We start from the raw sequence: 22,966 nt of genomic DNA, 5'->3' as shown, positions 1-22,966 counted from the left end.
TCGCCGTTCTGTCCTTTTTGTGAAATTTTATTCACATGCTTGCAACGCCCGTCGATGCGGCCTATCGCCACGAAACACTGGTCCGGGGCGCGTGCCCCGACTCGCGGCAGGAGCTTTCCTTTGCCAATAAATTCATACCATCCCGGTGAAAAGTCGAGTATGCAGACTAGTGAATACGGTACGGTCGAGAGAGGCGCACACCCCGCGCGGGTGACGCCGGGCGAGCCGTTTCGTTTCAATGCGTCTGCCAAGGAGCCTTTATGCATCTGACCGGTTACGTGGCCCTGCTGTTTTCCCTTCTGGCGTTCCTCTTTCTCGCCGCCTGGGCCGGTTTCGCCGCCTGGAACAGGAAGGATGAGGCCCTGGTCCTGATCGAGCGCGGCCAGCTCCTGGCCGCGGGGGGTGTGGTTTTTTCCTCCCTGCTGCTGCTCGTGGCCCTGGTCACCCGCGACTACTCCTTCAGCTACGTCTACGACACCGTGGACAACGCCCTCTCCTTTGTCTACACCCTGACCGCCTTCTGGGGTGGCCGCGAGGGATCGCTGCTCTTCTGGGAACTGCTTATCGCCCTGTCGGGCGTCGTTTTTGTCTACACGCCCGGCTACAAGACCCTGGCGCCGAGGACGCGGCTCTTCTTCTGGATGTTTTTCCTGACCGTGCAGGGGTTCTTCCTGCTCCTGCTGACCGGGTGGAGCAACCCCTTCATCGAGATCATTCCCGCGCCCGGCGATGGCCGCGGCCTCAACCCGCTGCTGCGCAACCCGGGCATGATATTCCATCCGCCGCTCCTGTTCCTCGGCTTTGCCGGGTACACCATCCCGGCCGCCTGCGCCCTGGCCGCCAGCATCGCGGGCGAGGAGAAATCCTGGGTTTCGGTCTGTCGCAACTGGAACATCCTGTCCTGGGTCTTCCTGACCGCTGGCATCGTGTTGGGCGGCTGGTGGTCGTACATGGAGCTCGGCTGGGGCGGCTACTGGGCCTGGGATCCGGTCGAGAACGCCTCGCTCATCCCCTGGTTCGCGGGTACCGCGGTCCTGCACACGGCCATCATCGAGGCCCGGCGCAACGCCCTGCAGCGGACCAACGTCTTCCTGATGTCGCTGACCTTCCTGCTGTGCATCTTCTCCACCTACCTGACCCGTTCGGGCGTCATCGAATCCCTGCACACCTTTGGCGAGTCGGGCGTGTCCGTCCCCCTGTTCTGGTCCATGGTCTTCTGGTTCGCGCTGACGATCCTGGTGGTCTTTGTCAGCGAGCGGCACACCCACCGCTCCCTGTCGGACTTCCTGAGCCGCCAGGGGCTGCTGGTCATCACGGCCTGGTTTCTGCTGGCCCTGGGCATGGTCGTGATGCTGGGCACCATGTGGCCGGTCGTCAGCCGGTTGTGGACCGAGCAGCCCATGGGGCTTGACGCCAACTTCTACAACCGCGTCTGCCTGCCCTTCATGGCCGTGCTGGTGCTGCTGTTCTGCTACTGCCCCTGGCTGGGGTGGAAGGGCGGCCTGCGCGACACCAAGGGGTTCATCGTGGTGACCGTGGCCCTGGTCGCCTCCCTGGCCGGATTCTTTGCCATGGGCGTGACCAAGCCGCTGGCGGCCTTTACCGCCGCCGCATCCGTGGCAGCCATGGTCAGCATCGTCACCCTCTTTGTCCTGAATCCGGCCATGCGGGCCTCGCGTCAGTCGTGGGGAGCCTACGGCATCCACCTGGGCCTTGTGCTCATGGCCCTGGGCATCGCCTTTTCCGGCCCCTACAAGGTGGAGAGCGAGATCGTCCTGGCCGAGGGCGAGACTGCGGTCATCGACGGGTACGAGGTCAAGTATCTGAGCGTGTTCGAGGATGCCACCCCGGAGCTCAAGGCGCGGGCCACGACAACGCTTGAGGTCTCCAAAGACGGGGTAGTGCTGGGACAGATGCGGCCCGACAAGCGCATCTACACCAACTTCGAGCGGCAGCAGTTCGCCGAGGTGGCCACCATCTTCAGCCTGGGCGACGAGGTGTACGCCACGCTGCTCGGCTTCACAGAGGACCACAAGGCGAGCTTCAAGATCAGCGTCAACCCGCTGGTCAACTGGATCTGGATCGGCGGCACCATCCTGTGCCTCATGCCCCTGCTGGTGCTCAGGCGGGCAGGGCGTCCGGGGGCGGCCCTGTAATGGTCCCGGCTGGTGGCGAAACGCTCCTGACCGTGAAGCGGGCGGCCAAGTTCTTTGGCAGCAAGCTCGTCTTCAAGGAGGTTTCCTGCGAGGTCCGCGCCGGCGAGATCATGCTGGTGGCCGGGCCCAACGGCGCGGGCAAATCCACTCTCATGCGCATGATGGCCGGGCTTTCCAGGCCGTCGGCGGGCGAGGTGGTCCTGCACGTTCAGCCGGAGCGCATGGCCTATCTCGGCCACGCCACCTTCATCTATCCCGGCATGACCGCCCTGGCCAATCTTGGCTTCTGGGGGACCATGTACGGCCTGAATCCGTCGCGCGACGCGCTGCTGGCCCTGCTGGCCCGGGTGGGCCTGGAGCGGGCGGCAGAGGAAAAGGCCGGGTCATTCTCGCGCGGCATGGCCCAGCGGCTCAATCTGGCCCGGGTCTATCTGGTGGAGCCGTCGCTGCTCTTTCTGGACGAGCCGGGCACCGGGCTTGACCCGCGCTCCCTGGCCCTGCTGCGGCGCGAGATCGCCGGGCTGCGCGACCGGGGCACGGGCGTGGTCTGGATCAGCCACCATGTACGCGAGGACACGGCCCTGGCCGACACGGTCCTCGCCCTGGGCGGGCGCAGGGTCGAGTACTGCGGACCCGCCGCCGACTACGCCATGGAGGCCGAGGCATGCTGAAACGATCCGCAGCCATGGCCGCCAAGGACCTGAAGCTCTCCGTGTCCGGCGGGCAGGGGCTGGTGCAGGCCGTGCTCCTCGGGCTGCTGCTCATCTTTCTCTTCAGCCTGTCCAAGCCGGTCGGCGGGGTCATTTCAGCCCAGGCCGCCGGGGCCATCTTCTGGCTGGCCTCGGCCTTCGGGCTGGTGCTGGTCTTCAACGACCTTTTTGCCATCGAGGAGGCCAACGGCGCGCGGGTGGGCATCCTGTCGTCGCCCGCCCCGGTCCACGCCGTCTGGATCGGCAAGGGCGTGGCCGGGCTGTGTCTGCTGCTGGTGTCGCAACTGGTGTTTCTCCCGGCCACAGTGGCCTTTCTGGGTCAGGCCATCCACGGTCCGTGGTGGCTCCTGGGCGTGACTCTGGTGGGCGCGGACATCGGGCTGGTCATCATCGGCGCGCTGCTCGGCGCGCTCTCGCAGGGGCAGGCGGCCAGGGAGTCGCTGCTCTCGGTCATCGTCTTTCCGCTGTTGCTGCCCGTACTTTTGTCGGGCATCACCCTGTTCGCCATGTGCTTTTCGCCAGACCCTGTGGGTGAGCCCGGAAGCTGGCTCGGCCTGATCCTCGCCTTTGACGCGCTGTTTGCCGGGGCCGGGCTGTTTCTCTTCCCCTTTGTCTACAGCGGGGAGGAGTAGCCATGCCACGAGAATGTTCCTGGTCCGTGATCCATCGGAGTTGCCAATGAAAGTGAGAGTCCTGGCCGCACTGGCCGTCGCGGCCCTGCTCGCGCACCAGTCCATGATCTGGTTCTACGCGCCTGTGGCGCAGTCCGGGCCGGTGCAGAAGATATTCTACATGCATCTGCCGTGTTCCTGGTGGGCGCTGGCGAGTTTCTTCGTGGTCTTCGCGTCGTCGCTGCTCTATCTCTTCAGACGCGACCCCGCGTATGACCGCGTGGCCGGGGCCGCCGCCGAGCTGGGCGTGCTGTTCGCCACCTTGAGCCTGGTCACGGGTTCGACCTGGGCCAGGGCCGAGTGGGGCCATTGGTGGATATGGGATCCCAAGCTGACCACCGCGCTGATCATGTGGTATGTCTACGCGGGGTATCTGGTGCTCAGGTCCACGCCCATGGGCCGCGAGCGCAAGGCGCTGGTCTGCGCCGTGCTCGGTATAGTGGCCTTTCTGGATGTGCCGCTGGTCTTCTTTGCGGCCAAGCTCTGGGGCAGCGCCCATCCCGACGGGGTGGCCCGTGAGAGTTCGGGCATGGCCCCGCGCATGTGGCACACGGTCTTTGCCGGGCTCATTGCTTTCGGCTTCCTTTGGGGGGGGCTGCTCCTGACCCGGATCAGGCAATTGTCCCTGCTGGCCCGGCTCGAGGCCATGCTCGTCTGGGACGACGAGGCCTAGGCCTTGGCGCTTCCCCCGCGCTGACACTGAAAAACATAGATAAAGGAGACGCAATGTCCGCAACAACATATCTCTTCCTGGCAAACTGCGCGGTCTGGCTCGGCGTGACCGGATACCTTGTCTTCCTGTCCCTGCGGGCAGGCGAACTGGAGAAACGCATGCACCAGCTGGAGCTGCTCGGAGGTGGCGACAATGACCGCAGCTAACCATGACTTTGGCCGCAATGCGGTCGTTTCCCTGATTTTCGTCGGCGTGGCCGCCATGTTCATCACCAGTTTTGCCTACCGGTTGAACAACCCGAATCTGGTGGTCATGGCCCGCCAGCCCGCTTCCATGAACTCCGGGAACGACGGGAGCGGCGAGGGAACCATGCCGCCCGGCATGGAGCAGATGGGCGGCAACATGGCCCGGATCAAGGAGTACATGGCCCAGGTCGAAGCCAATCCCGACGATGTGGACGCCCTGATCGGCCTTGGCAACTCGTTTCTCATGATGCGCGCCTGGGACCGCGCCCTGGAGCCGCTTGAGCGGGCCAACCAACTCAGCCCCGGCAATGTGGACGTGCTCAAGGGCATTGGTATCGCCCGGTTCAGCCAGGAGGATTATGTCAAGGCGTCCGCGGCCTATGACGAGATACTGGCCGTCAAACCGGACGACACGCTAGCCTTGTTCAATCTGGGGGTCATTTTTAAACATTATTTTGAGAAACCGGACGAAGCCAGAAGATACTTCGAAAAGGTGCTGGAGCTGGAACACGATGATGCCGAGATGATCAGGCTGGCGAAACAGGAACTCGAAAAATAAAAATTCATGAAAACCGGGCTGTTGTCAGTCGTCCAGTGGAGCGTTATCCTATTGACAGGATTCGGGAAATAACTACAATGTCACATTCAGCCGAGAGCCCTGCCGGTCATCCGGGGGGATCGCTTGCATTGGCTGAAAATGTTGTTACGGAACAGTGTGTTGCTGTGAAAACTTATACTATCGAGGAGAGGAAGTATGCGCACTAAACTGCATCTGATCGTGCTGTGCCTGGTCATGGCCGCCATGCTGGCGGCCTGCAGCGCCGAAGAGAAAAAGGCCGATGAAAAAGCTGACGTCCAGACCGGCGAAGTCGCCCCGGCTGCCAAGCTGGTCCTCGGCGTGGCCGGTGCCCACTCCGGCGACCTGGCCTCCTACGGCCTGCCCAGCGTCAACGCCGCCAAGCTGGTGGCCGCCAAGGTCAACGCCGCTGGCGGCGTCAACGGCATGACCGTGGAAGTGGTCGCCCAGGACGACCAGTGCAAGCCCGAGCTGGCCACCAACGCCGCCACCAAGATGGTTTCCGACGGGGTCAAGATCGTGCTCGGTCACATCTGCTCCGGTGCCACCAAGGCTGCGCTGCCCATCTACCTCGAATCCAAGATCGTGCTCATGTCCCCCTCGGCCACCAACCCGCCCCTGACCCAGTCCGGCGAGTACCCGAACTTTTTCCGCACCATCGCCCCGGACGATGCGCAGGCCGCGCTTGAAGTGGCCTTTGCCAAGGGGTTGGGCCTGACCAAGCTCGCCGTCATTCACGACAAGGGCGACTACGGCAAGGGTTTTGCCACCTTCTGCAAGGAGTTCATCGAGGCCGAAGAGGGCATGGAAGTGGTCCTGTTCGAGGGCGTGACCCCCGGCGCTGTGGACTATTCCGCGGTTGTCCAGAAGATCAAGAGCTCCGGCGCCCAGGGCGTCATCTTCGGCGGCTACCACCCCGAGGCCTCCAAGATCGTCTCCGGCATGCGCAAGAAGGAGATCACCATTCCCTTCCTGTCTGACGACGGCGTGAAGGACGACACCTTCATCAAGGTTGCCGGCGAGTACGCCGAAGGCGTTTACGCCACCGGCCCCATGGACTTCTCCACCAACCCGGTCTACCAGGAGGCCGTGGCCGCTCACAAGGCCGAGTTCGGCACTGATCCCGGTCCGTTCTTCCCCGAGGCCTACTCTGCGGCCCTGGCCCTGCTCAAGGCTGTCGAGAATGCCGGTTCCACCGACTACGACAAGGTCACCGAAGCCCTGCGCACCCAGTATGTGGACACCGCTGTCGGCTCCGTCAAGTTCGACGCCAAGGGCGACGCCGAGGGCGTGGGCTTTGCCGTCTACCAGGTGCAGAGCGGCAAGTACGTGGAAATCAAGTAGTTAGAGATACCCAGTTGCATTTGCCCAGGGGACAGGCTAGCGCCTGTCCCCTGGCGTTATTTAACCTATAGGACCAGTATCCAATGGAATATTTTCTGGAACTGCTTTTCGGTGGGCTGACCCGGGGCAGCATCTACGCGCTCATCGCCCTGGGCTACACCATGGTCTACGGGATCATCGAGCTTATCAACTTCGCCCATGGCGAGATATACATGATAGGCGCGTTCACCGGGTTGATCGTGGCCGGAGTGCTCACCGCTCTGGGGTTCCCGGCAGCCTCCATCCTGGCCATAGCCCTTGTCTGCGCCGTTCTCTGGGCAGCCGCCTACGGCTACACCGTGGAGAAGGTCGCCTACAAGCCGCTGCGCGGCGCGCAGCGCCTCTCGCCGCTCATCTCGGCCATCGGCATGTCCATCTTCCTGCAGAACTATGTCATGCTCTCCCAGACCTCCGATTTTCTTCCCTTCCCCGCGCTCACCCCCCAGTTCGACTTCATGAAACCCTTTGGGTCCATCATGAACTCGTCCGAGCTGGTCATCGTCGTGGCCACGGTCACGGTCTGCATCGGGCTGACCCTGTTCATCAAGTTCACCAAGCTGGGCAAGGCCATGCGCGCCACGGCCCAGAACCGCAAGATGGCCATGCTGGTCGGCGTCAACGTCGATATGGTCATCTCGGCCACCTTCATCATCGGGTCGAGTCTGGCCGCGGTCGGCGGGGTGCTCATCGCCTCCCATGTTGGACAGATCAACTACTTCATCGGGTTCATCGCGGGCATCAAGGCGTTCACCGCCGCAGTGCTGGGCGGCATCGGCTCCATCCCCGGTGCCATGCTCGGCGCGCTGGTGCTCGGATTGACCGAGGCCTTTGCCACCGGCTACGTTTCCTCGGATTACGAGGACGTGTTCGCGTTCTGCCTGCTCGTGCTCATCCTGATATTCAGGCCCGCAGGCATCATGGGCAAGGAAAAGACCCAGAAGGTGTAATCAAGCATTCACTGCGGCGCATGCCGCCTTGCCTTACAAGGAATATATCGTGAGCAACGCAATCAATGAAACGGGTCAGCAGGGGATGGGGCGCTTCTTCCTGTCAGCCGGGTGCGACAGCATCGCCCAGGCCGTGCGGAAATCGGCGCTCGCCGCGGTCTGGTTCGCCTTTCTGACCTTTCCGATCCTGGTCATCAGGGTCAACACCATCGAGAACACCATTGTCTGGCGCTGGGAGAACATGGCCTACATCGCCGTGGCCATCTTCCTTGGCTCCTTTGTCTGGCGCTGGCTGCTGGCCCGCAAGGAGCTCAAGCTGGACAAGGACCACGAGGAAACTCCGTCGGCGCGGCTTTTGACCACAATCCAGTCCCATCCCGTCCTGAAGTTCGCGGCCCTCGGAGTCGTCGCCCTGCTGGCAGGGCTCTACCCCCAGGTCTTCGACCTCTACCAGACCAACATCATGATCTCCTGCCTGGTCTACATCGTGCTCGGGCTGGGCCTGAACATCGTGGTGGGGCTGGCCGGGCTGCTTGATCTCGGCTATGTGGCCTTCTACGCTGTCGGTGCCTACGCCTACGCCCTGTGCAACATGCACTGGGACATCGGCTTCTGGTTCATGCTGCCCATTGGCGCGGCGCTTGGCACCATCCTTGGTGTGATCCTCGGCTTTCCCGTGCTGCGCCTGCGCGGCGACTATCTGGCCATCGTCACGCTGGGTTTCGGCGAGATCATCCGTCTGGTGCTTGAGAACTGGGGCGATGTGACCATGGGGCCTTCGGGCATATCGAACATCTCCCGGCCCGGCTTCTTCGGCATGAAGATGACCATCAGCGACTCGACCATTTACATGTATTATATCATGATCGGCCTGCTGATCCTGACCATCTTCAGCGTCAACCGGCTCCAGAACTCGCGCATTGGCCGCGCCTGGCTCGCCCTGCGCGAGGACGAGATAGCCTGTCAGGCCATGGGCATCGACAAGGTCAAGACCAAGCTCCTCGCCTTTGCCCTGGGTGCCACCTGGGCGGGCATGGCCGGGGTCGTGTTCGCGGCCAAGACCACCTTCATCAACCCCGCCTCCTTCACCTTCTGGGAGTCGGCCATGATCCTGTCCATCGTGGTCATCGGCGGCATGGGCTCCATCCGGGGCGTCATCGCCGGAGCGATCATCCTCATCCTCGTGCCGGAATACCTGCGCGAGTTCGCCGAGTTCCGCATGCTCCTGTTCGGGGCCATCATGGTCCTGGTCATGGTCTTCAGGCCCCAGGGGCTGATCAGCGCCAAGCGCAAGGTCTACACCTACACAGCCACCAATGGCGCGGGGGCGGCCCATGAGTAATCCGGTCCTCAACGTCAAGGCCGTGGATAAGGACTTTGGGGGCATCCGCGCCCTGGACGATGTTGATCTCGTGGTCCGTCAAAACGAGATAGTGGCCCTTATCGGTCCCAACGGCGCGGGCAAGACCACCTTCTTCAACTGCATCACCGGCATCTACACGCCCACCAGCGGCGACGTGCTGGTCGATCCCGGCGCCACGGGCAATCCTGTGCGCATCAACGGCAAGAAGCCCAACAAGGTCACCGAGCTGGGCATGGCCCGGACCTTTCAGAACATCCGCCTGTTTCCGTCCATGACTGCCCTTGAGAATGTCATGATCGGCACCCACTGCCGGACCCATTCGGCTGTCTGGGGTGCCATCTCGCGCAACAAGGCCACCCGCGCCGAAGAGCAGGCGGTCATCGACCGCAGCTACGAACTGCTCAGGCTTGTCGGGCTTGAACAATACGTCAACGAGAGCTCGGCCAACATGCCCTACGGCAAGCAGCGCAGGCTGGAAATCGCCCGCGCCCTGGCCACGGACCCCTTCCTGCTGCTGCTCGACGAGCCCGCCGCCGGCATGAACCCCCAGGAGACGCTCGAACTCGAAGAGCTCATTGTCGGCCTGCGGCAGCGGTACTCCCTCTCCATCATGCTCATTGAGCATGACATGAAGATGGTCATGTCCATGTCAGACCGCATCTATGTCCTCGACTATGGACGGATGATCGCGGACGGCACTCCCCGCGAGATCGCCGACAACCCGGCAGTGATCAAGGCCTACCTTGGGGAGAGCGACGATGACTAGGCTTCTCGAACTCAAGGGCGTCAACAGCTTTTACGGCAACATCCAGGCGCTCTACGACATCAGCCTGCATATCGACAGCGGCGAGATCATCACCCTGATCGGGGCCAACGGCGCGGGCAAGTCCACCACCCTGATGACCGTGTGCGGGGTGGTTCAGGCCCGCGACGGCCAGGTGCTCTACCAGGGCGACCCCATCACCAGGGTCAGCCCGGAAAAACTGGTGGCCAGGGGCATCTGCCAGGTGCCCGAGGGGCGGCTGATCTTCCCGGAACTGACCGTGCAGGAGAATCTTGACATGGGCGCATTCCTGCGCAACGACAGCGACGGCATCCGCCGCGACATGGAGATGTGCTTTGGCCTCTTCCCGATCCTGGCGGCCCGACGCAAACAGCAGGGCGGCACCCTGTCCGGCGGCGAGCAGCAGATGCTGGCCATCGCCCGCGCCCTGATGGCCAAGCCGAGGCTGCTGCTGCTCGACGAGCCTTCCATGGGGCTGGCCCCGCTGGTGGTCCGCCAGATCTTCGAGATCATCCAGAAGGTCAACGCCGAGCACAACACCACCATCTTCCTGGTGGAGCAGAACGCCAACCTCGCCCTGAAGATAGGGCATCGGGGGTATGTCATGGAAAACGGGAGGATCGTGCTCTCGGACACCTGCGACAGGTTGCTGACCAACGAGCAGGTGAAAAAGGCCTATCTCGGCCTGTGAGAAGAACGCTGCGAGGCCGGACCTTCTGTCCGGCCTCTGGCATATATGGGACCCAAACGCTCTGGAGGATTGAGATGAGCAAAATACTCGATAAAGCCCTGACCTTTGACGATGTCCTGCTGTTGCCGGGCTACTCGAACGTATTGCCGGACTCCGTGGACGTGTCCACGTACCTGACGCCGGGAATCAAGTTGAACATACCGCTCATTTCCGCCGCCATGGATACCGTCACCGAGTCGCGCATGGCCATCTCCATGGCCCGCCACGGCGGGGCTGGCGTCATCCACAAGAACATGTCCGTGCGCGAGCAGGCGCGCGAGATCGACCGGGTCAAGAAGTCCGAGTCCGGCATGATCACCGATCCGCTCACGGTCCATCCGGACGACGACCTGGGCAAGGTCAAGGCGATCATGGCCGAGTACCGCATCTCCGGCCTGCCCGTGGTCAAGGGCGACCATCTGGTGGGCATCATCACCAACCGCGACATCCGGTTCGTGCGGGACGACTCGGCACTGGTGTCAGAGCTGATGACCAGCCGCGATCTGGTGACTGTGCCGGAGAATATCGACAATGAGGAGGCCAAGCGCAAGCTGCACCAGCACCGCATCGAGAAGCTGCTGGTGGTGGACAGCGAGAACCGCCTCAAGGGGTTGATCACCATCAAGGACATCAACAAGCACAAGAAATATCCCGACGCGGTCAAGGATGGCCGGGGCCGCCTGTTGGTGGGCGCGGCCATCGGCGTGGGGCGCGACTGCCTGAGCCGGTCCGAGGCCCTGCTGCGGGCCGGGGCCGACTTCCTGGTGCTCGACTCGGCCCACGGCCACTCCGAGAACATCCTCAAGTCCGCCCGCGAGCTGCGCGCCGCCTTCCCGAGCCTCCAACTGGTGGGCGGCAACATCGCCACCTACGAGGGCGCCAAGGCGCTGATCGAGGCGGGCGTGGACACGGTCAAGGTGGGCATCGGCCCCGGCTCCATCTGCACCACGCGCATCGTGGCCGGTGTCGGCGTGCCCCAGATCACCGCCGTGATGGAGGCGGCCCGCGCCGCCCGCGAGGCCGGCAAGTGCATCATCGCCGACGGCGGCATCAAATACTCCGGCGATGTGGTCAAGGCCTTGGCCGTGGGCGCGCACAGCTGCATGATGGGGTCTGTGCTGGCAGGCACGGACGAGAGCCCTGGCGAGTCCATCCTCTTCCAGGGCCGCACCTACAAGCAGTACCGGGGCATGGGCTCCATCGACGCCATGAAGAAGGGCAGCTCGGACCGCTATTTTCAGGAGAAATCCAAGAAGCTGGTGCCCGAAGGCATTGTGGGCCGGGTTCCCTACCGTGGCCCGGTGGGCGAGTCGCTCTACCAGTTCGTGGGCGGCCTGCGCTCCGGCATGGGCTATACCGGCTCGGCCAACCTTGATGAGCTGTACGAGAAGTCGAAGCTGGTGCAGATATCGCCCGCCGGGCTTCGCGAGTCCCATGTCCACGACGTGACCATCACCAAGGAATCCCCCAATTATCGCGGAGACGGCTAGGCCTGTCCGATACGCCAGGGGTTTTCGCCTTTTCATTTCCGCTGATGTGAATTAGAGAGAAACACATGCACAACAACCGAGTACTCATCCTGGATTTCGGCAGCCAGTTCACCCAGCTCATCGCGCGCCGCGTGCGCGAGGCGGGCATCTACTCCGAAATCCACCCCTGCAATGTGGACCCGGAGCGGGTCAAGGCGTTCAAGCCATCGGCGCTCATCCTCTCGGGCGGGCCGTCGAGCGTGCTTGAGGGCGGCTGCCCGGCCCTGAACATGGATTATCTCGCGATGGGCGTCCCGGTGCTGGGCATCTGCTACGGCATGCAACTGCTGGCCCACAACATGGGTGGGCGGGTCGTGGCCTCCACCGACCGCGAGTATGGCCGCGCCCAGTTCAAGGCCCTGAACGACTGCATCCTGTTCGAGGGCATCGAGGACAAGGAAAACCTGACGGTCTGGATGTCCCACGGCGACCGCGTGGAGGCGCTGCCCCAGGGGTTCGTGACCATGGGCAGGACCGACTCCATCGAATTCGCGGCCATGGGCGACCCGGCCAGAAAACTCTACGCCCTCCAGTTCCACCCGGAGGTGGCCCACACCACCGACGGCGCGACCATCATCCAGAATTTCCTGTTCAAGGTGGCGGGGCTGACGCCCACATGGTCCATGGCCAGCTTTGTCGATACCTGCATCGAAGACTTGAAGAAGCAGGTGGGCGACGCCAAGGTCGTGCTCGGCCTGTCCGGCGGCATCGACTCCACCGTGGCCGCCGTGCTCCTGCACCGGGCCATCGGCAGAAACCTGCACTGCATCTTCGTGGACAACGGGCTTTTGCGCATGGGCGAGAAGGAGGAGGTGGTCGGCTTCCTGGCCGAGCATTTCGACCTCAACGTCAAGTTCGTGGACGCCTCGCGTGAGTTCCTGGACAAGCTTGTGGGCGTGACCGACCCGGAGCAGAAGCGCAAGATCATCGGCTACACCTTCATCGACGTGTTCGACCGCGAGGCCAAGGCCATTGAGGGTGTCAGGTTCCTGGGCCAGGGCACCCTGTACCCGGACGTGATCGAGTCCGAATCCTTCAAGGGCCCCTCGGCGGTCATCAAGAGCCACCACAACGTGGGCGGCCTGCCGGAGAAGATGCACCTCAAGCTGGTGGAGCCGCTACGCGAACTCTTCAAGGACGAGGTGCGCCGCGCCGCCTATGAACTGGGCCTGCCCGAGCACATCATCTGGCGACAGCCCTTCCCCGGGCCGGGGTTGTCCATCCGCATCATCGGCGAGGTCTCGGACGAGCGGCTGTCCATTTTGCGGCTGGCCGACCGGATCGTGCAGAACGAGATGGTGGCGTCCGACTGGTATCGCAAGGTGTGGCAGGGGTTTGCCGTGCTGCTGCCGCTGAAGACTGTGGGCGTCATGGGCGACGACCGCACCTACGAGAACGTCATCGCCCTGCGCATCGTCGATTCGCTGGACGCCATGACCGCGGATTGGTCGCGGCTGCCCAGCGAGCTTTTGGCCCGCATCTCCAACCGCATCATCAACGAGGTCAAGGGCGTCAACCGCGTGGTTCTGGACATCTCGTCCAAGCCGCCGAGCACCATTGAGTGGGAATAGTTAACGTCAACTTCCTGTAACCAGGGTGGACATATGTTTGGAGTAGGCGGACCGGAGCTTCTGATCATCTGTGTGGTGGCTCTCATTGTCATCGGGCCCAAGAAACTGCCCGACCTGTTGCGCTCGCTGGGCAAGGGCATGGCGGAGTTCAAACGCGTCAGCAACGACGTCAAGAGCACGCTGGACGACGAGGTCAAAAAGGCCGAAACCACTGCCCGTAAGCGCGAGGTGGACGAGGAGATGGAGCGCCGCAAGGCCGAAAAGGCCGAAGCCGCGACAGCGCCCACTACCACGGCTGACAACACGGCTGGCAACACGGCTGGCGACGCTGCCGCACAGGGCGCGCCACCTGCCGGGCCTGACATGACCAAGGACACCAAGGAATCGGCATGAGCTCCGACAAGGACGAGGTGAAAAGCGCAGCCCCAGGGGAACCCGTGGCCGAGCCTTCGGGGGCGTCTTCTGCCGACGATCCCTCGCTCATGAACGCCGATGACCCTTCCCTGACCAATCCGGATGGGCCGGTGATCACGGACGAGGGGCTTGCCGAGGCCAGGGAGGCCCTGGATGCTTCCAGTGGTGGCTCCGGCGACGGCTCCGGTGGCGACAGTCCCGGTGGAGGTTCCGGCAGCGGTTCGGGCGGCGGTTCGGGCGGCGGTTCGGGCGGCGGTTCGGGCGGGAGCGGCCCGGACGCGGGCGAGCAGCCCGAGGCAAAGGACCCTGACGCTGCTGCCGACGATGAAGCAGAGAAAGGCACCCAGATGAGTCTGCTCGATCACCTGGGCGAACTTCGGGTCAGACTGACGCGCAGCTTCATCGCCATCGCGGTGGGCATGGTCGCCTGCTACGGCTTTGCCGAGCAGATGTTCAACATTCTGATGCAGCCGATGATCACCGTGTTCCAGCAGCGCATGGCGGAAAAGCCCATGCTGCCCATCGGCTTTTACGACGATCTGCGGGGCGCCCTGACCAAGATCCTGGGTGATCAGGGCTTCCAGCACATGGACAAGATCGACCTGTTCGTGGACGCGCTGCAGAAATCCCTGGTGCAGGTGGCCCAGGAAGGGCACTTCCAGTACACCTACCCGGCAGAGGCGTTCTTCTCGTATATCAAGATATCCATTGTGGCCGGGCTCTTCCTGGTCAGTCCGTACGTCTTTGCCCAGATATGGGGTTTCATCGCTCCCGGCCTGTATTCCCACGAGCGCAAATGGATGATCCCCATTGCCGTCATCTCGGCCATCTTCTTCACCTCGGGCGCGCTGTTTGGCTACTTCATCGTCTTTCCCTTCGGGTTTGAGTTCTTTGCCAGCTTCTCCACCGAGGGCATCCAGTTTACGCCCAAGCTCAACGAATACTTGAGCTTCTGCCTCAAGTTGCTGTTCGCGTTTGGCTTCGTCTTCGAGCTGCCGCTGTTCATTTTCTTCCTGGCGCGCATGGGCATGGTCTCGTCCGATGGGCTGCGCAAGAAACGCAAGTACGCCATCCTGATCGGTTTTGTCGTGGCCGCCATCCTCACTCCGCCGGATCCGTTCACCCAGTGCCTCATGGCCGGGCCGCTGATCTTCCTGTACGAGGTGGGCATCTGGGTCACGTACTTCTTCGGCAAGAACGAGAAGCGGCATTTGGACCGCAAGGCCGCTGCCGAGGCGGCTGCCCAGGCCGAGATGGACGCCGCCGCAGCCGCAGCGGCAGCCGAGACCACGGCGGGAGCCGAGGCCGGGAATCCGTCGGGCGAGCCGGAATCCGGACACGACAAGGCATAGCGCCGAATATCCGGGCAGGGGCGTCAGGCGACGCAACTGCCCGGTTTTCTTTTCTAGAGAATTGCTATACAGTCGCGCTCGGAGATTGACTCCGAACGCCGCGCAACACAAGGAGAGCGCCATGGGCAAGCGCACGGCCACGGTGAAGAGGGCCACCAAGGAAACAGACATCAGCCTGACCCTGACCCTTGAGGGCGAGGGCCGGGTGGAGGTGGACACGGGCATCGGCTTTGCCGACCACATGCTCACCCTGGCCGCCTTCTGGGCCGGGTTCGACCTCGACCTGACCTGCAAGGGCGACCTTGAAATCGACTCCCATCACAGTCTTGAGGACATCGGTCTGTGCCTTGGACAGGCGTTGTCCGAAGCCCTTGGCGACAAGCGGGGCATTGTCCGCGTGGCCTCGGCCAAGGTGCCCATGGACGAGGCGCTGGCAGAGGTGGTGGTCGATCTTTCAGGCAGGCCGTACATCGTCTATGACGACGCCCTGCTGCCAGACATCATCGCCGGGGACGAAAAGGACATCTGGCGCGAATTTCTCAAGTCTTTTGCCTATAAAGCGGGCATGAACCTGCACGTCAGGTATGAATACGGCCAAAACGGCCACCATCTGCTCGAAGCCGCCTTCAAGGCCATGGGCATTGCCCTGGCCCAGGCCGTCCGCATCGGACGCGCGGGCGTCTCCAGCACCAAAGGGAGTCTTGACTGATGCGACGCGTATACTCTTTCATGGCGGTGTCGGCATTGTGTGTGTCCATGCTCCTGGCGGCGGGTTGCGCCACGTCCAAGCGGACGGCGGCGGTGCCCAGGCCCGAAGGCAAGCTGGCCGTGGCCGGGTTCAGCAACCCCATCTACAACTGGCAGATCCTGGCCGGCTACCTTGAGGAGGAGGGCAAGCCCGTGCCCGACGGCACCCTCCAGGCTTTGGATTCGGCCCTGGTGGACGCCCTGCATCGGCATCAGGTCTTTGATTTCATCACGCCCACCGCCGTGCTCCAGTGTCAGGATGTGGTGGTCTTCGAGGAGTCGGGCCTGCCCAAGATATCGGCCTGGAAGTACTGGCTCGGCGTGGCCAAGTGCATTCAGGCGGACACCCTGCTGGTCCCGCAGGTGACCTACTGGCGCGAGCGCGACGGCGGCCCCAACGGGGTGGAAGCCCCTGCCTCGGTGGCCCTTGATTTCTTTCTCATCGACGTCAAGAACGAGCGCATGACCCGCGCCCGCTATGAGGAGACCCAGGTGGGCTTAAGCGAGAACCTCTTCACCGCGCGCAAGTTCATGGATCGCGGCGGCAAATGGGTGACCGCCACGCGTCTGGCCACTGAGGGCATCGAGGAAAAGCTCATGGAACTGGGATTATGATTCCGATGCGCGTTGGATGGGACGCGCTGACTATTTTTGGTAAATAAAATCAAAGGGTTAGCTGGTTGCTCCGGCTAACCCTTTTTTCAAGCTTTATGGCTGTCTGCCAACCGGAAATGCCAACCTGTATGGTTGGCATTGTTGTTCCAGGCTTGGTTTGATCTGAGGTTTTCAGCTTTTTCTGGCTGGTTGTGTTGACGATTTAAGTGAAAACTGGATGGTTTTCTGTGTGGTGTTGAGCTGTGACTGGACAGTCGGTAAACCGGCTTCTTAGTTTGATGATAGTGATGATTAATGGGAAGTCGTTCTCAACTCCTCAATGATTTTTGCTCACAAGAGTGATTCGCCTCTCGTTTATGCGATGGCGCTTAGCTTTATCTGTTTTCCCATGGGAAACCATTGTTTACGCTTTCGTAGTGCAGTAATGCTGAAGGATTTAACTGAGGGATTGTTACTCGGTCGTGGCAGACAGAAGATGTTGATTCTTCAAAAGCCCAGTTTTCGTCAGGAGAGGTCATGGGAGATAGTAAATGGTAGTATAGCCATTGGATGTTCTTATCTCCAAAATTAAATTTTTGTAATTCATTATTTGTTTTGGGGCTGTCCTAGCTAAGCACTCCGCTTAGGCTTAGGATGGCATCATGTACGAAAGGAAAAGCAGGCTCAGCCCACAGAAGCGGGCCAGGCTCATTGAGCACTTCATTGCCGGCACAACGGCACGTGCTGCCGCTCAACTGGTGGACGTCAACAAGAACACGGCGGCCACGTTTTTCACTCGGCTGAGGAAAATCATTGCCGATGAGATGGAAAAGGCATCGCCATTCGACGGTGAGATTGAAGTTGATGAGAGCTATTTCGGAGGAGTCAGGAAAGGCAAGCGCGGTCGAGGTGCTGCAGGGAAAGTCCCTGTTTTCGGCTTGTTGAAGCGTGGAGGGCGGGTTTATACGGTCATGATCCCAAACGCCCGGAGCACGACACTTCTCCCCATCATGGAGCGCATGATCTTGCCGGACAGTATCGTGTACACTGACGCTTTCAGAAGCTATGATGCGCTGGATGTCTCGGACTTCCACCATGTGCGGATCAATCACTCTGAAAGGTTCGTGGACAGGCAAAACCACATCAATGGGATTGAGAACTTTTGGAACCAAGCCAAGCGCCACCTCCGCCGGTTCAACGGCATCCCCAGGGACAGTTTTTTCCTGTTCCTTAAAGAGTGTGAGTGGCGGTTCAATTGTGGTGACCATAAAATGTTACTCAAGCAACTGAAAAAGTGGATTAATCAGCGGGGAAAATCCTAGTTAGCTAGGACAGCCCCTTTGTTTTTAATAACCTGAGTTGTTCAATCTCATCCCCTTCGATGGCTTCTATGCCAAAGTGTATCGCCCCCATTTCTCCTTTAGGTATTTGACTCAGGGCTTTTGCCAGATGTCGTTTTGTAAAGTCCCCGTAAACTAGGTCCATTGCCAAGTAGAGACTTCTGGCCCAAAATGGGACAGGAGTTTTGTATGCGTAAATCGAAGTTCAGTGAGTACCAGATCGTCAAGATCCTGAAGGCAGTGGAAGGCGGACGGACTGTCGTCGATGTCTGCCGCGAGCACGGCGTGAGCAGCGCCACGTACTACAAGTGGAAGTCAAAGTATGGCGGCATGGAGGCATCCGATATCCAACGGATGAAGGATCTCGAAGCGGAGAACCGTAAGCTCAAGCAGATGTTCGCCGACCTCAGCCTGGAAAACATGGCGCTCAAGGATGTAATCGAAAAAAACTCTGAGGCCAGTTCAACGCAAGGAAGTTGTCACGCACATGGTCAACGCGTTTGAGCTGAGCTCGCGCAAGGCCTGCGCGGCCATGGGCATCAGTAGGAGCTACTACGCCTACAAGCCGCACCCGCGGGACGATAGCGATGTCATCGCAGCCTTGACTGAACTGGCCGAGAAAAAGCCTACATGGGGCTTCAGTAAACTTTTCAACGTCCTTCGACAGCAGGGCAAGCCCTGGAACCACAAGAAGGTTTGGAGGGTTTACTGCCTCTTGAAAATGAACCTGAAGCGCAAGGCCAAGAAGCGGCTTCCGCAAGCCTCTCGGACGGCAGTGGCCCAGCCGCTTGCGCCAAACCATTGCTGGTCGATCGATTTCATGCGGGACACCCTTTACAGCGGTCGCGTCTTCAGGACTTTCAACGCTGTAGATGATTACAACCGTGAGGCCTTGGCCGTGGAAATCGATACCAATATGCCAGCAGGAAGAGTGGTAAGGGTGCTGGATCGGGTCGCCGAAGAGCGTGGCTGCTATCCCGAAAGGTTGCGAATGGACAATGGTCCGGAGTTCTCGGGGACTGTCATGGCGGCCTGGGCAGAATCGCATGGCGTGAATCTGGAGTTCATTCAGCCTGGCAAGCCCACCCAGAACTCATACATCGAGCGGTTCAACCGGACCTACAGAGAAGAAGTGCTTGATTTGTACGTGTTCAACAGCCTGAGCGAAGTTCGGGCCATTACGGAGGACTTTATCCGTGAGTACAACGAGGGACGTCCTCATGAATCCCTGGGGAATATGTCGCCGATAAATTTTGCTGCCCAGAGGGCAGGGGGTACCCCCTGCCCTCTGGGCAACCCCCCCGAAAACTGTCGGGAGTCTCTACCGTTAACTGGCCCTATGAAAGGGGACTTTACACTTTGCATTTTACAATCCTGCTAGCCCTTTCTTCAATCCCCGTTATTGTATCGAGCTGGTGAGCGTTTTTTCCAATTGTAAGAATATATGGGATAACTCGACTGCCTTGGAAAAAATCATACTTTGTTGATTGGTTGAGATACAAATCAACCAGCACTAAATACCAGGCAAAGACATCAGTATCATAGGATATTCGTCGGGTTCGTCCATCAGGGTTCCAAAGGGCTTCGTCAAGATAGTTCAGGATTTCAGTCTTTCGAGTTTCCCATTCTGTTTGAGGAATGAATTGAAGGAACCAACTTAACCCGTCTTTAAGCCACTGATTGTCACTCATAAATTCTTTAACTCCAGACGACTTCTTTAACTAATATCCTGCAACGCGTGAATAACACTCGCCCCCAATTGGCGCGTGTTTTTCGTATTCCCATTTGTATTGGTCAGATCGACTCCAATCTCTTTGGCGATCATTCTCATAGTTGGTTTTATCGGCGAGATGCTTTCAGAGCCTTTCAGAATTTCAAATGTCCCAGTCTCCGCTTCTCGTACAGTGTATTCTGTATGCTGAACTTCGTTGACGTATTTGATTGGCTTTGAGCTTTCTGGCGTTGGTGTTAGTTTACTCATTGGGAAAGTATACTGGCCTTTTGACTCCCTCATGAGTTCGAGAACTTCTTCCTTCTCGGTATCCAAGAGAAGCTGGATTTCCATCTCGTCAGCGTCGATCTTTAAAGCGCTGATCCAGTCCACTTGATCCAATGTATTGGGATTGAAGCTGAAGTGTCCGACATAGGTGTTCTGAGCCGTTGTCTTGACTGAGATTCGACCACGACTTTCGCTGACGACATCATAGCCCCTCTGATTGACCTCGGTTGCCATCTGCCCATTTGAAATCAGGGCTACATACATGCCGATCCTGCCAGAAAGGTGGTGAAGCTCAGTTACGGGCACTCCACAATTGATTTCTTTTTCCATCCAGGATAAGGCCTCGCTAGAGATTGTATGATCTGGATATGGGTTAGGGCCATGAGTAAATCTCTCTGGTTTGAGTTCTCAACAAGAGCTGCAACCGCAAGAATTCTCTAGCACAAAGAACGTCCAACTGCATAGAAAATCAGATGCGGATAATACTCGATTTTTATCTGCGTACAGGCTGGACTTCGATCCTGTGTGAAAATCATACATCTGGGCCAACCTAGTGTTGGGAAAATGGTGAGTAAAGCATGAAAATGCGTTTTAAATATTTAATAATTTAAATAGTTAGATACGAGGATTTGGATTATGATTCTTTTCCCCGCCGTTGATATCAAGAACGGTGAATGTGTCCGACTGGCCCAGGGCCGGGAGGATCAGGTCACTGTGTTTGCCGCCGACCCTGTTGCGCAGGCCCGCCGCTGGGCCGATCTCGGCGCGCGCTTCCTGCATGTTGTCGATCTCGACGGCGCGTTCTCAGGGATTCCCAAGAACTTCGAGCTGATCCGCTCCATATGCTCATCCATCGACATCCCGGTCCAGCTGGGCGGCGGCATCCGCGACATCGCCACCGCGCATAAATACATCGAGGCCGGGGTGGACCGGCTCATCATCGGCACCATGGCCCTGGAGTCGCCGGACCTGTTCTCGGACCTGTGCCGGGCGCTGCCCGGAAAGATCGGCGTCTCGCTCGATGCGGTTGACGGCAGGCTCAAGACCAAGGGCTGGGTCGAGGACGCAGGGCTGACCATGGACGACGTGCTGCCCAGGCTCGAGCGCGACGGCATCCGCTTCATCGTCTATACCGACATCTCCCGCGACGGCATGCAGACCGGCGTCAACGTGGCCGGGCTCAAGGCGTTGTGCGCCAAAACCAGCGTGCCGGTCATCGCGGCAGGCGGGGTGCATACTCTCGACGACATCAAGGCGCTCCACCCGCTGTGCAGGGACGGGCTTGAAGGCGCCATTTCAGGCCGGGCCATCTATGTCGGCACCCTGGACGTGCGCGAGGCCAACGCCTGGATCGACGCCCAGGCCGTGTAGCCGGGCCAGGCAATGCAAACAGCGACGCTCCCCGGAACCAGTCCGGGGAGCGTCGTTTTTTTACGCTCTGTTCGGGGCGCTCAGGACTTGGCCTTGTTCAGGGCCATCTTGACCTTGTCCTTGAGTTCGGTCAGGTCCACGGACTTGACCACATAGTAGTCCGCGGCGATGGTTTTGAGATCGTGCTGGAACGAATCATAGGCCGTGGAGAGGATCACGGGTATCTGCTGGTCTTCGGAGCGGATCTCCTGGAGCAGGTCGAGTCCCGAGCGGTTCACGCCCAGCTTGATGTCCAGGATGACGATGGTCGGTTTTTCGCGGTGGATCACATCAAGGATGTCCTCCTCGCCGTCCGAGGTGGCCACTGTGTATCCGTCGGTTTCCAGTTCCTCGCGGTAGAGCATGCGTATGTGCTTTTCATCATCGACAACGAGTATCGTCGGTTGGCTCATGGAATCCTCCTTGGGAATTTACCCTAGAATCCACTCTAATGGATGTTTTGGATTTGGGTCAATACAGGTTTCATCTTTTTGGCCTATTAATCACATTGCCCTTGCCGGGCCGGGCCAAGCCGGGGTGTCGCGCCATCTTTTCTTGAATTCACGCGCCTTCGTGGGTAGGGTCCGCTGCACCCCGTCGGCTTTCAACCGGCTGGCGGAAAGGAGAACGCATGATCACAGTCACTCTGGAGCCGGACAACGAGGTGGTCGAGCTGCACGGCGTCAAGACCGTGCTGGCCGTCCTCAACAGGTTCAAGCTGCGTCCCACCATGGCCATTGTGGCCCGCAGCGGCGAACTGCTCACCCCGGATCGCCGTCTCAACCCCGGTGATGCCATCATGGTACGCAAAGTGACCTCGGCAGGCTAGGAGGAACCGCCATGAAATGCTCGCGCTGCAAAAAACTCGCCTGCGTCACCTTGCCCAGCCACCACTCCGGTTTCTGCGCCGAGTGCTATCCGCTCTTCTTCACCCGGCAGGTGGAGACGGCCATCCGCCGCGAAAAGATGTTCACCCACGAAGAGCGCATCCTGGTGGCCCTGTCCGGGGGCAAGGATTCCCTCTCGCTCATGCTTGAGCTGGCGGCCCAGGGATACGATGTCACCGGCCTGCATATCGATCTGGGCATCCCTGGTTCGTCGCCTTCCGCCCGCGTCAAGGTCGAGGCGTTCTGCTCCAGCCACGGCCTGAAGCTTGAGGTGCTGGAAATGGAGAAGGAGGGGCTGCCCATCCCGGACATCAAGGCGTATGTCAACCGCCCGGTCTGCTCGGTGTGTGGGCGCATCAAGCGCCATCACTTCAACCGCATCGCCATGGAGGGCGGCTACGACGCCCTGGCCACAGGCCACAACCTCGACGATGAGGTGGCCCGGCTCTTTGCCAACACCCTGCGCTGGGACACGGCCTACCTCTCGGACCAGGGGCCGACGCTGCCCGCGCGCGAGGGGTTTGTGCGCAAGGTCAAGCCCCTGTTCCGTCTGAGCGAGTTCGAGACGGCCAACTACGCCTTTCTCAAGGGCATCGAGATCCACTCGGCAGCCTGCCCCTATGCCTCGGGCGCCAGCTTCACCAGCCACAAGGAGCTGTGGGGCGAGCTTGAGCACCGCAGCCCAGGGCAGAAGTTCCAATTCTACCAGGGGTTTCTCAAGAAAGGCAAACCCGCCTTTGCCGCGCGCGAGGCCGAGGTGGGCGAGCCTTTGGCCCCGTGCGTCGAGTGCGCTTCGCCCACCAGCGCGGGCACCTGCTCGGTCTGCCGCATCAAGGAGACCGTGCGCGCCAACAAGGCCGCGGCCCTGGCGGCAGAGGGGTGAG

At 60.5% G+C, this 22,966-nt stretch carries 24 protein-coding genes and 1 pseudogene; 22 read left to right on the top strand and 3 right to left on the bottom strand.

The features are described from left to right. Nucleotides 1-260: 260 nt before the first annotated feature. The 19 genes and pseudogenes from DAES_RS12450 to DAES_RS12360 all read left to right on the top strand — a co-directional run. Nucleotides 261-2,156 carry a heme lyase CcmF/NrfE family subunit gene (locus tag DAES_RS12450; protein ID WP_013515384.1) on the top strand — a complete coding sequence of 632 codons (1,896 nt, stop codon included), beginning with the start codon at nt 261-263 and terminating at the stop codon, nt 2,154-2,156. Further along, a complete protein-coding gene (locus tag DAES_RS12445; RefSeq protein ID WP_013515383.1) occupies nt 2,156-2,827 on the top strand; it encodes an ABC transporter ATP-binding protein in 672 nt (223 codons plus the stop codon). The genes DAES_RS12450 and DAES_RS12445 overlap by 1 nt, the downstream gene beginning before the upstream one ends. Next, on the top strand, nt 2,821-3,498 hold the full coding sequence (locus DAES_RS12440; RefSeq protein WP_013515382.1) for a heme exporter protein CcmB: 678 nt from the start codon (nt 2,821-2,823) through the stop codon (nt 3,496-3,498). The genes DAES_RS12445 and DAES_RS12440 overlap by 7 nt, the downstream gene beginning before the upstream one ends. Nucleotides 3,499-3,544: 46 nt before the next feature. After that, a complete protein-coding gene (gene ccsA / locus DAES_RS12435) occupies nt 3,545-4,210 on the top strand; it encodes a cytochrome c biogenesis protein CcsA (protein WP_013515381.1) in 666 nt (221 codons plus the stop codon). Nucleotides 4,211-4,263: 53 nt separating this feature from the next. Continuing rightward, nucleotides 4,264-4,416: a CcmD family protein gene (locus DAES_RS17380; protein WP_013515380.1), complete on the top strand. Its 153-nt coding sequence runs from the start codon at nt 4,264-4,266 to the stop codon at nt 4,414-4,416. Beyond that, entirely contained in the window at nt 4,403-5,014 is a 612-nt protein-coding gene (locus tag DAES_RS12430) for a tetratricopeptide repeat protein (protein WP_013515379.1), read from the top strand. Before DAES_RS17380 ends, DAES_RS12430 begins: the two co-directional genes overlap by 14 nt. 195 nt (nt 5,015-5,209) lie before the next feature. Then, nucleotides 5,210-6,376: a branched-chain amino acid ABC transporter substrate-binding protein gene (locus DAES_RS12425; protein ID WP_013515378.1), complete on the top strand. Its 1,167-nt coding sequence runs from the start codon at nt 5,210-5,212 to the stop codon at nt 6,374-6,376. Between the two features lie 83 nt (nt 6,377-6,459). Beyond that, nucleotides 6,460-7,362 (top strand): branched-chain amino acid ABC transporter permease, encoded by a 903-nt coding sequence (locus DAES_RS12420; RefSeq protein WP_013515377.1) that lies wholly within the window; start codon nt 6,460-6,462, stop codon nt 7,360-7,362. An 85-nt stretch (nt 7,363-7,447) separates the two neighbouring features. Then, nucleotides 7,448-8,704 (top strand): high-affinity branched-chain amino acid ABC transporter permease LivM, encoded by a 1,257-nt coding sequence (gene livM / locus DAES_RS12415; RefSeq protein WP_049776452.1) that lies wholly within the window; start codon nt 7,448-7,450, stop codon nt 8,702-8,704. Then, the gene (locus tag DAES_RS12410; RefSeq protein WP_013515375.1) at nt 8,697-9,491 is read left to right on the top strand and encodes an ABC transporter ATP-binding protein; all 795 of its coding nucleotides are present in this window, start codon (nt 8,697-8,699) and stop codon (nt 9,489-9,491) included. Before livM ends, DAES_RS12410 begins: the two co-directional genes overlap by 8 nt. Next, entirely contained in the window at nt 9,484-10,200 is a 717-nt protein-coding gene (locus tag DAES_RS12405) for an ABC transporter ATP-binding protein (RefSeq protein ID WP_013515374.1), read from the top strand. The genes DAES_RS12410 and DAES_RS12405 overlap by 8 nt, the downstream gene beginning before the upstream one ends. 74 nt (nt 10,201-10,274) lie before the next feature. Continuing rightward, nucleotides 10,275-11,729, top strand: coding sequence for an IMP dehydrogenase (gene guaB, locus DAES_RS12400; RefSeq protein WP_013515373.1), 1,455 nt, complete (start codon nt 10,275-10,277; stop codon nt 11,727-11,729). A 65-nt stretch (nt 11,730-11,794) separates the two neighbouring features. Then, nucleotides 11,795-13,339 carry a glutamine-hydrolyzing GMP synthase gene (gene guaA, locus DAES_RS12395; RefSeq protein ID WP_013515372.1) on the top strand — a complete coding sequence of 515 codons (1,545 nt, stop codon included), beginning with the start codon at nt 11,795-11,797 and terminating at the stop codon, nt 13,337-13,339. A 33-nt stretch (nt 13,340-13,372) separates the two neighbouring features. Then, nucleotides 13,373-13,732: a Sec-independent protein translocase protein TatB gene (tatB, locus tag DAES_RS12390; RefSeq protein ID WP_013515371.1), complete on the top strand. Its 360-nt coding sequence runs from the start codon at nt 13,373-13,375 to the stop codon at nt 13,730-13,732. Nucleotides 13,733-14,100: 368 nt separating this feature from the next. After that, on the top strand, nt 14,101-15,105 hold the full coding sequence (gene tatC / locus DAES_RS17000; RefSeq protein WP_423811093.1) for a twin-arginine translocase subunit TatC: 1,005 nt from the start codon (nt 14,101-14,103) through the stop codon (nt 15,103-15,105). A gap of 121 nt (nt 15,106-15,226) precedes the next feature. After that, a complete protein-coding gene (gene hisB / locus DAES_RS12380; protein WP_013515369.1) occupies nt 15,227-15,814 on the top strand; it encodes an imidazoleglycerol-phosphate dehydratase HisB in 588 nt (195 codons plus the stop codon). Further along, entirely contained in the window at nt 15,814-16,467 is a 654-nt protein-coding gene (locus DAES_RS12375; protein WP_013515368.1) for a hypothetical protein, read from the top strand. Before hisB ends, DAES_RS12375 begins: the two co-directional genes overlap by 1 nt. Nucleotides 16,468-17,108: 641 nt before the next feature. Next, on the top strand, nt 17,109-17,768 hold the full coding sequence (locus DAES_RS12370; RefSeq protein WP_013515367.1) for an IS1595-like element ISDae1 family transposase: 660 nt from the start codon (nt 17,109-17,111) through the stop codon (nt 17,766-17,768). Nucleotides 17,769-17,975: 207 nt separating this feature from the next. Further along, nucleotides 17,976-19,050 (top strand): annotated as a pseudogene (locus tag DAES_RS12360) (IS3 family transposase); the annotation flags it as partial. 88 nt (nt 19,051-19,138) lie between these two features. Here DAES_RS12360 and DAES_RS17645 read toward each other — a convergent pair. Continuing rightward, nucleotides 19,139-19,477 (bottom strand): hypothetical protein, encoded by a 339-nt coding sequence (locus DAES_RS17645; protein ID WP_157864859.1) that lies wholly within the window; start codon nt 19,475-19,477, stop codon nt 19,139-19,141. Nucleotides 19,478-19,503: 26 nt separating this feature from the next. Then, on the bottom strand, nt 19,504-20,115 hold the full coding sequence (locus tag DAES_RS12355; protein ID WP_049776406.1) for a hypothetical protein: 612 nt from the start codon (nt 20,113-20,115) through the stop codon (nt 19,504-19,506). 306 nt (nt 20,116-20,421) lie between these two features. On the opposite strand from DAES_RS12355, the gene hisA reads away from it, so the two are divergent. After that, nucleotides 20,422-21,156, top strand: a complete 735-nt coding sequence (hisA, locus tag DAES_RS12350) for a 1-(5-phosphoribosyl)-5-[(5-phosphoribosylamino)methylideneamino]imidazole-4-carboxamide isomerase (protein WP_013515364.1) — start codon at nt 20,422-20,424, stop codon at nt 21,154-21,156. Nucleotides 21,157-21,236: 80 nt separating this feature from the next. On the opposite strand, the gene DAES_RS12345 is transcribed toward hisA, so the two are convergent. Further along, the gene (locus tag DAES_RS12345; RefSeq protein ID WP_013515363.1) at nt 21,237-21,608 is read right to left on the bottom strand and encodes a response regulator; all 372 of its coding nucleotides are present in this window, start codon (nt 21,606-21,608) and stop codon (nt 21,237-21,239) included. Between the two features lie 218 nt (nt 21,609-21,826). Here DAES_RS12345 and DAES_RS12340 point away from each other — a divergent pair, with 218 nt between their 5' ends. Both DAES_RS12340 and DAES_RS12335 read left to right on the top strand, forming a co-directional pair. Continuing rightward, nucleotides 21,827-22,024, top strand: coding sequence for a ubiquitin family protein (locus DAES_RS12340; RefSeq protein ID WP_013515362.1), 198 nt, complete (start codon nt 21,827-21,829; stop codon nt 22,022-22,024). An 11-nt stretch (nt 22,025-22,035) separates the two neighbouring features. Beyond that, nucleotides 22,036-22,965 (top strand): ATP-binding protein, encoded by a 930-nt coding sequence (locus DAES_RS12335; RefSeq protein ID WP_013515361.1) that lies wholly within the window; start codon nt 22,036-22,038, stop codon nt 22,963-22,965. Nucleotide 22,966 lies beyond the last annotated feature (1 nt).

It is taken from the genome of Pseudodesulfovibrio aespoeensis Aspo-2 (assembly GCF_000176915.2).
GTDB lineage: Bacteria > Desulfobacterota > Desulfovibrionia > Desulfovibrionales > Desulfovibrionaceae > Pseudodesulfovibrio > Pseudodesulfovibrio aespoeensis.
The sequence above is the reverse complement of the archived record's forward strand: the minus strand, read 5'-3'. Positions and strand labels throughout refer to the sequence as shown.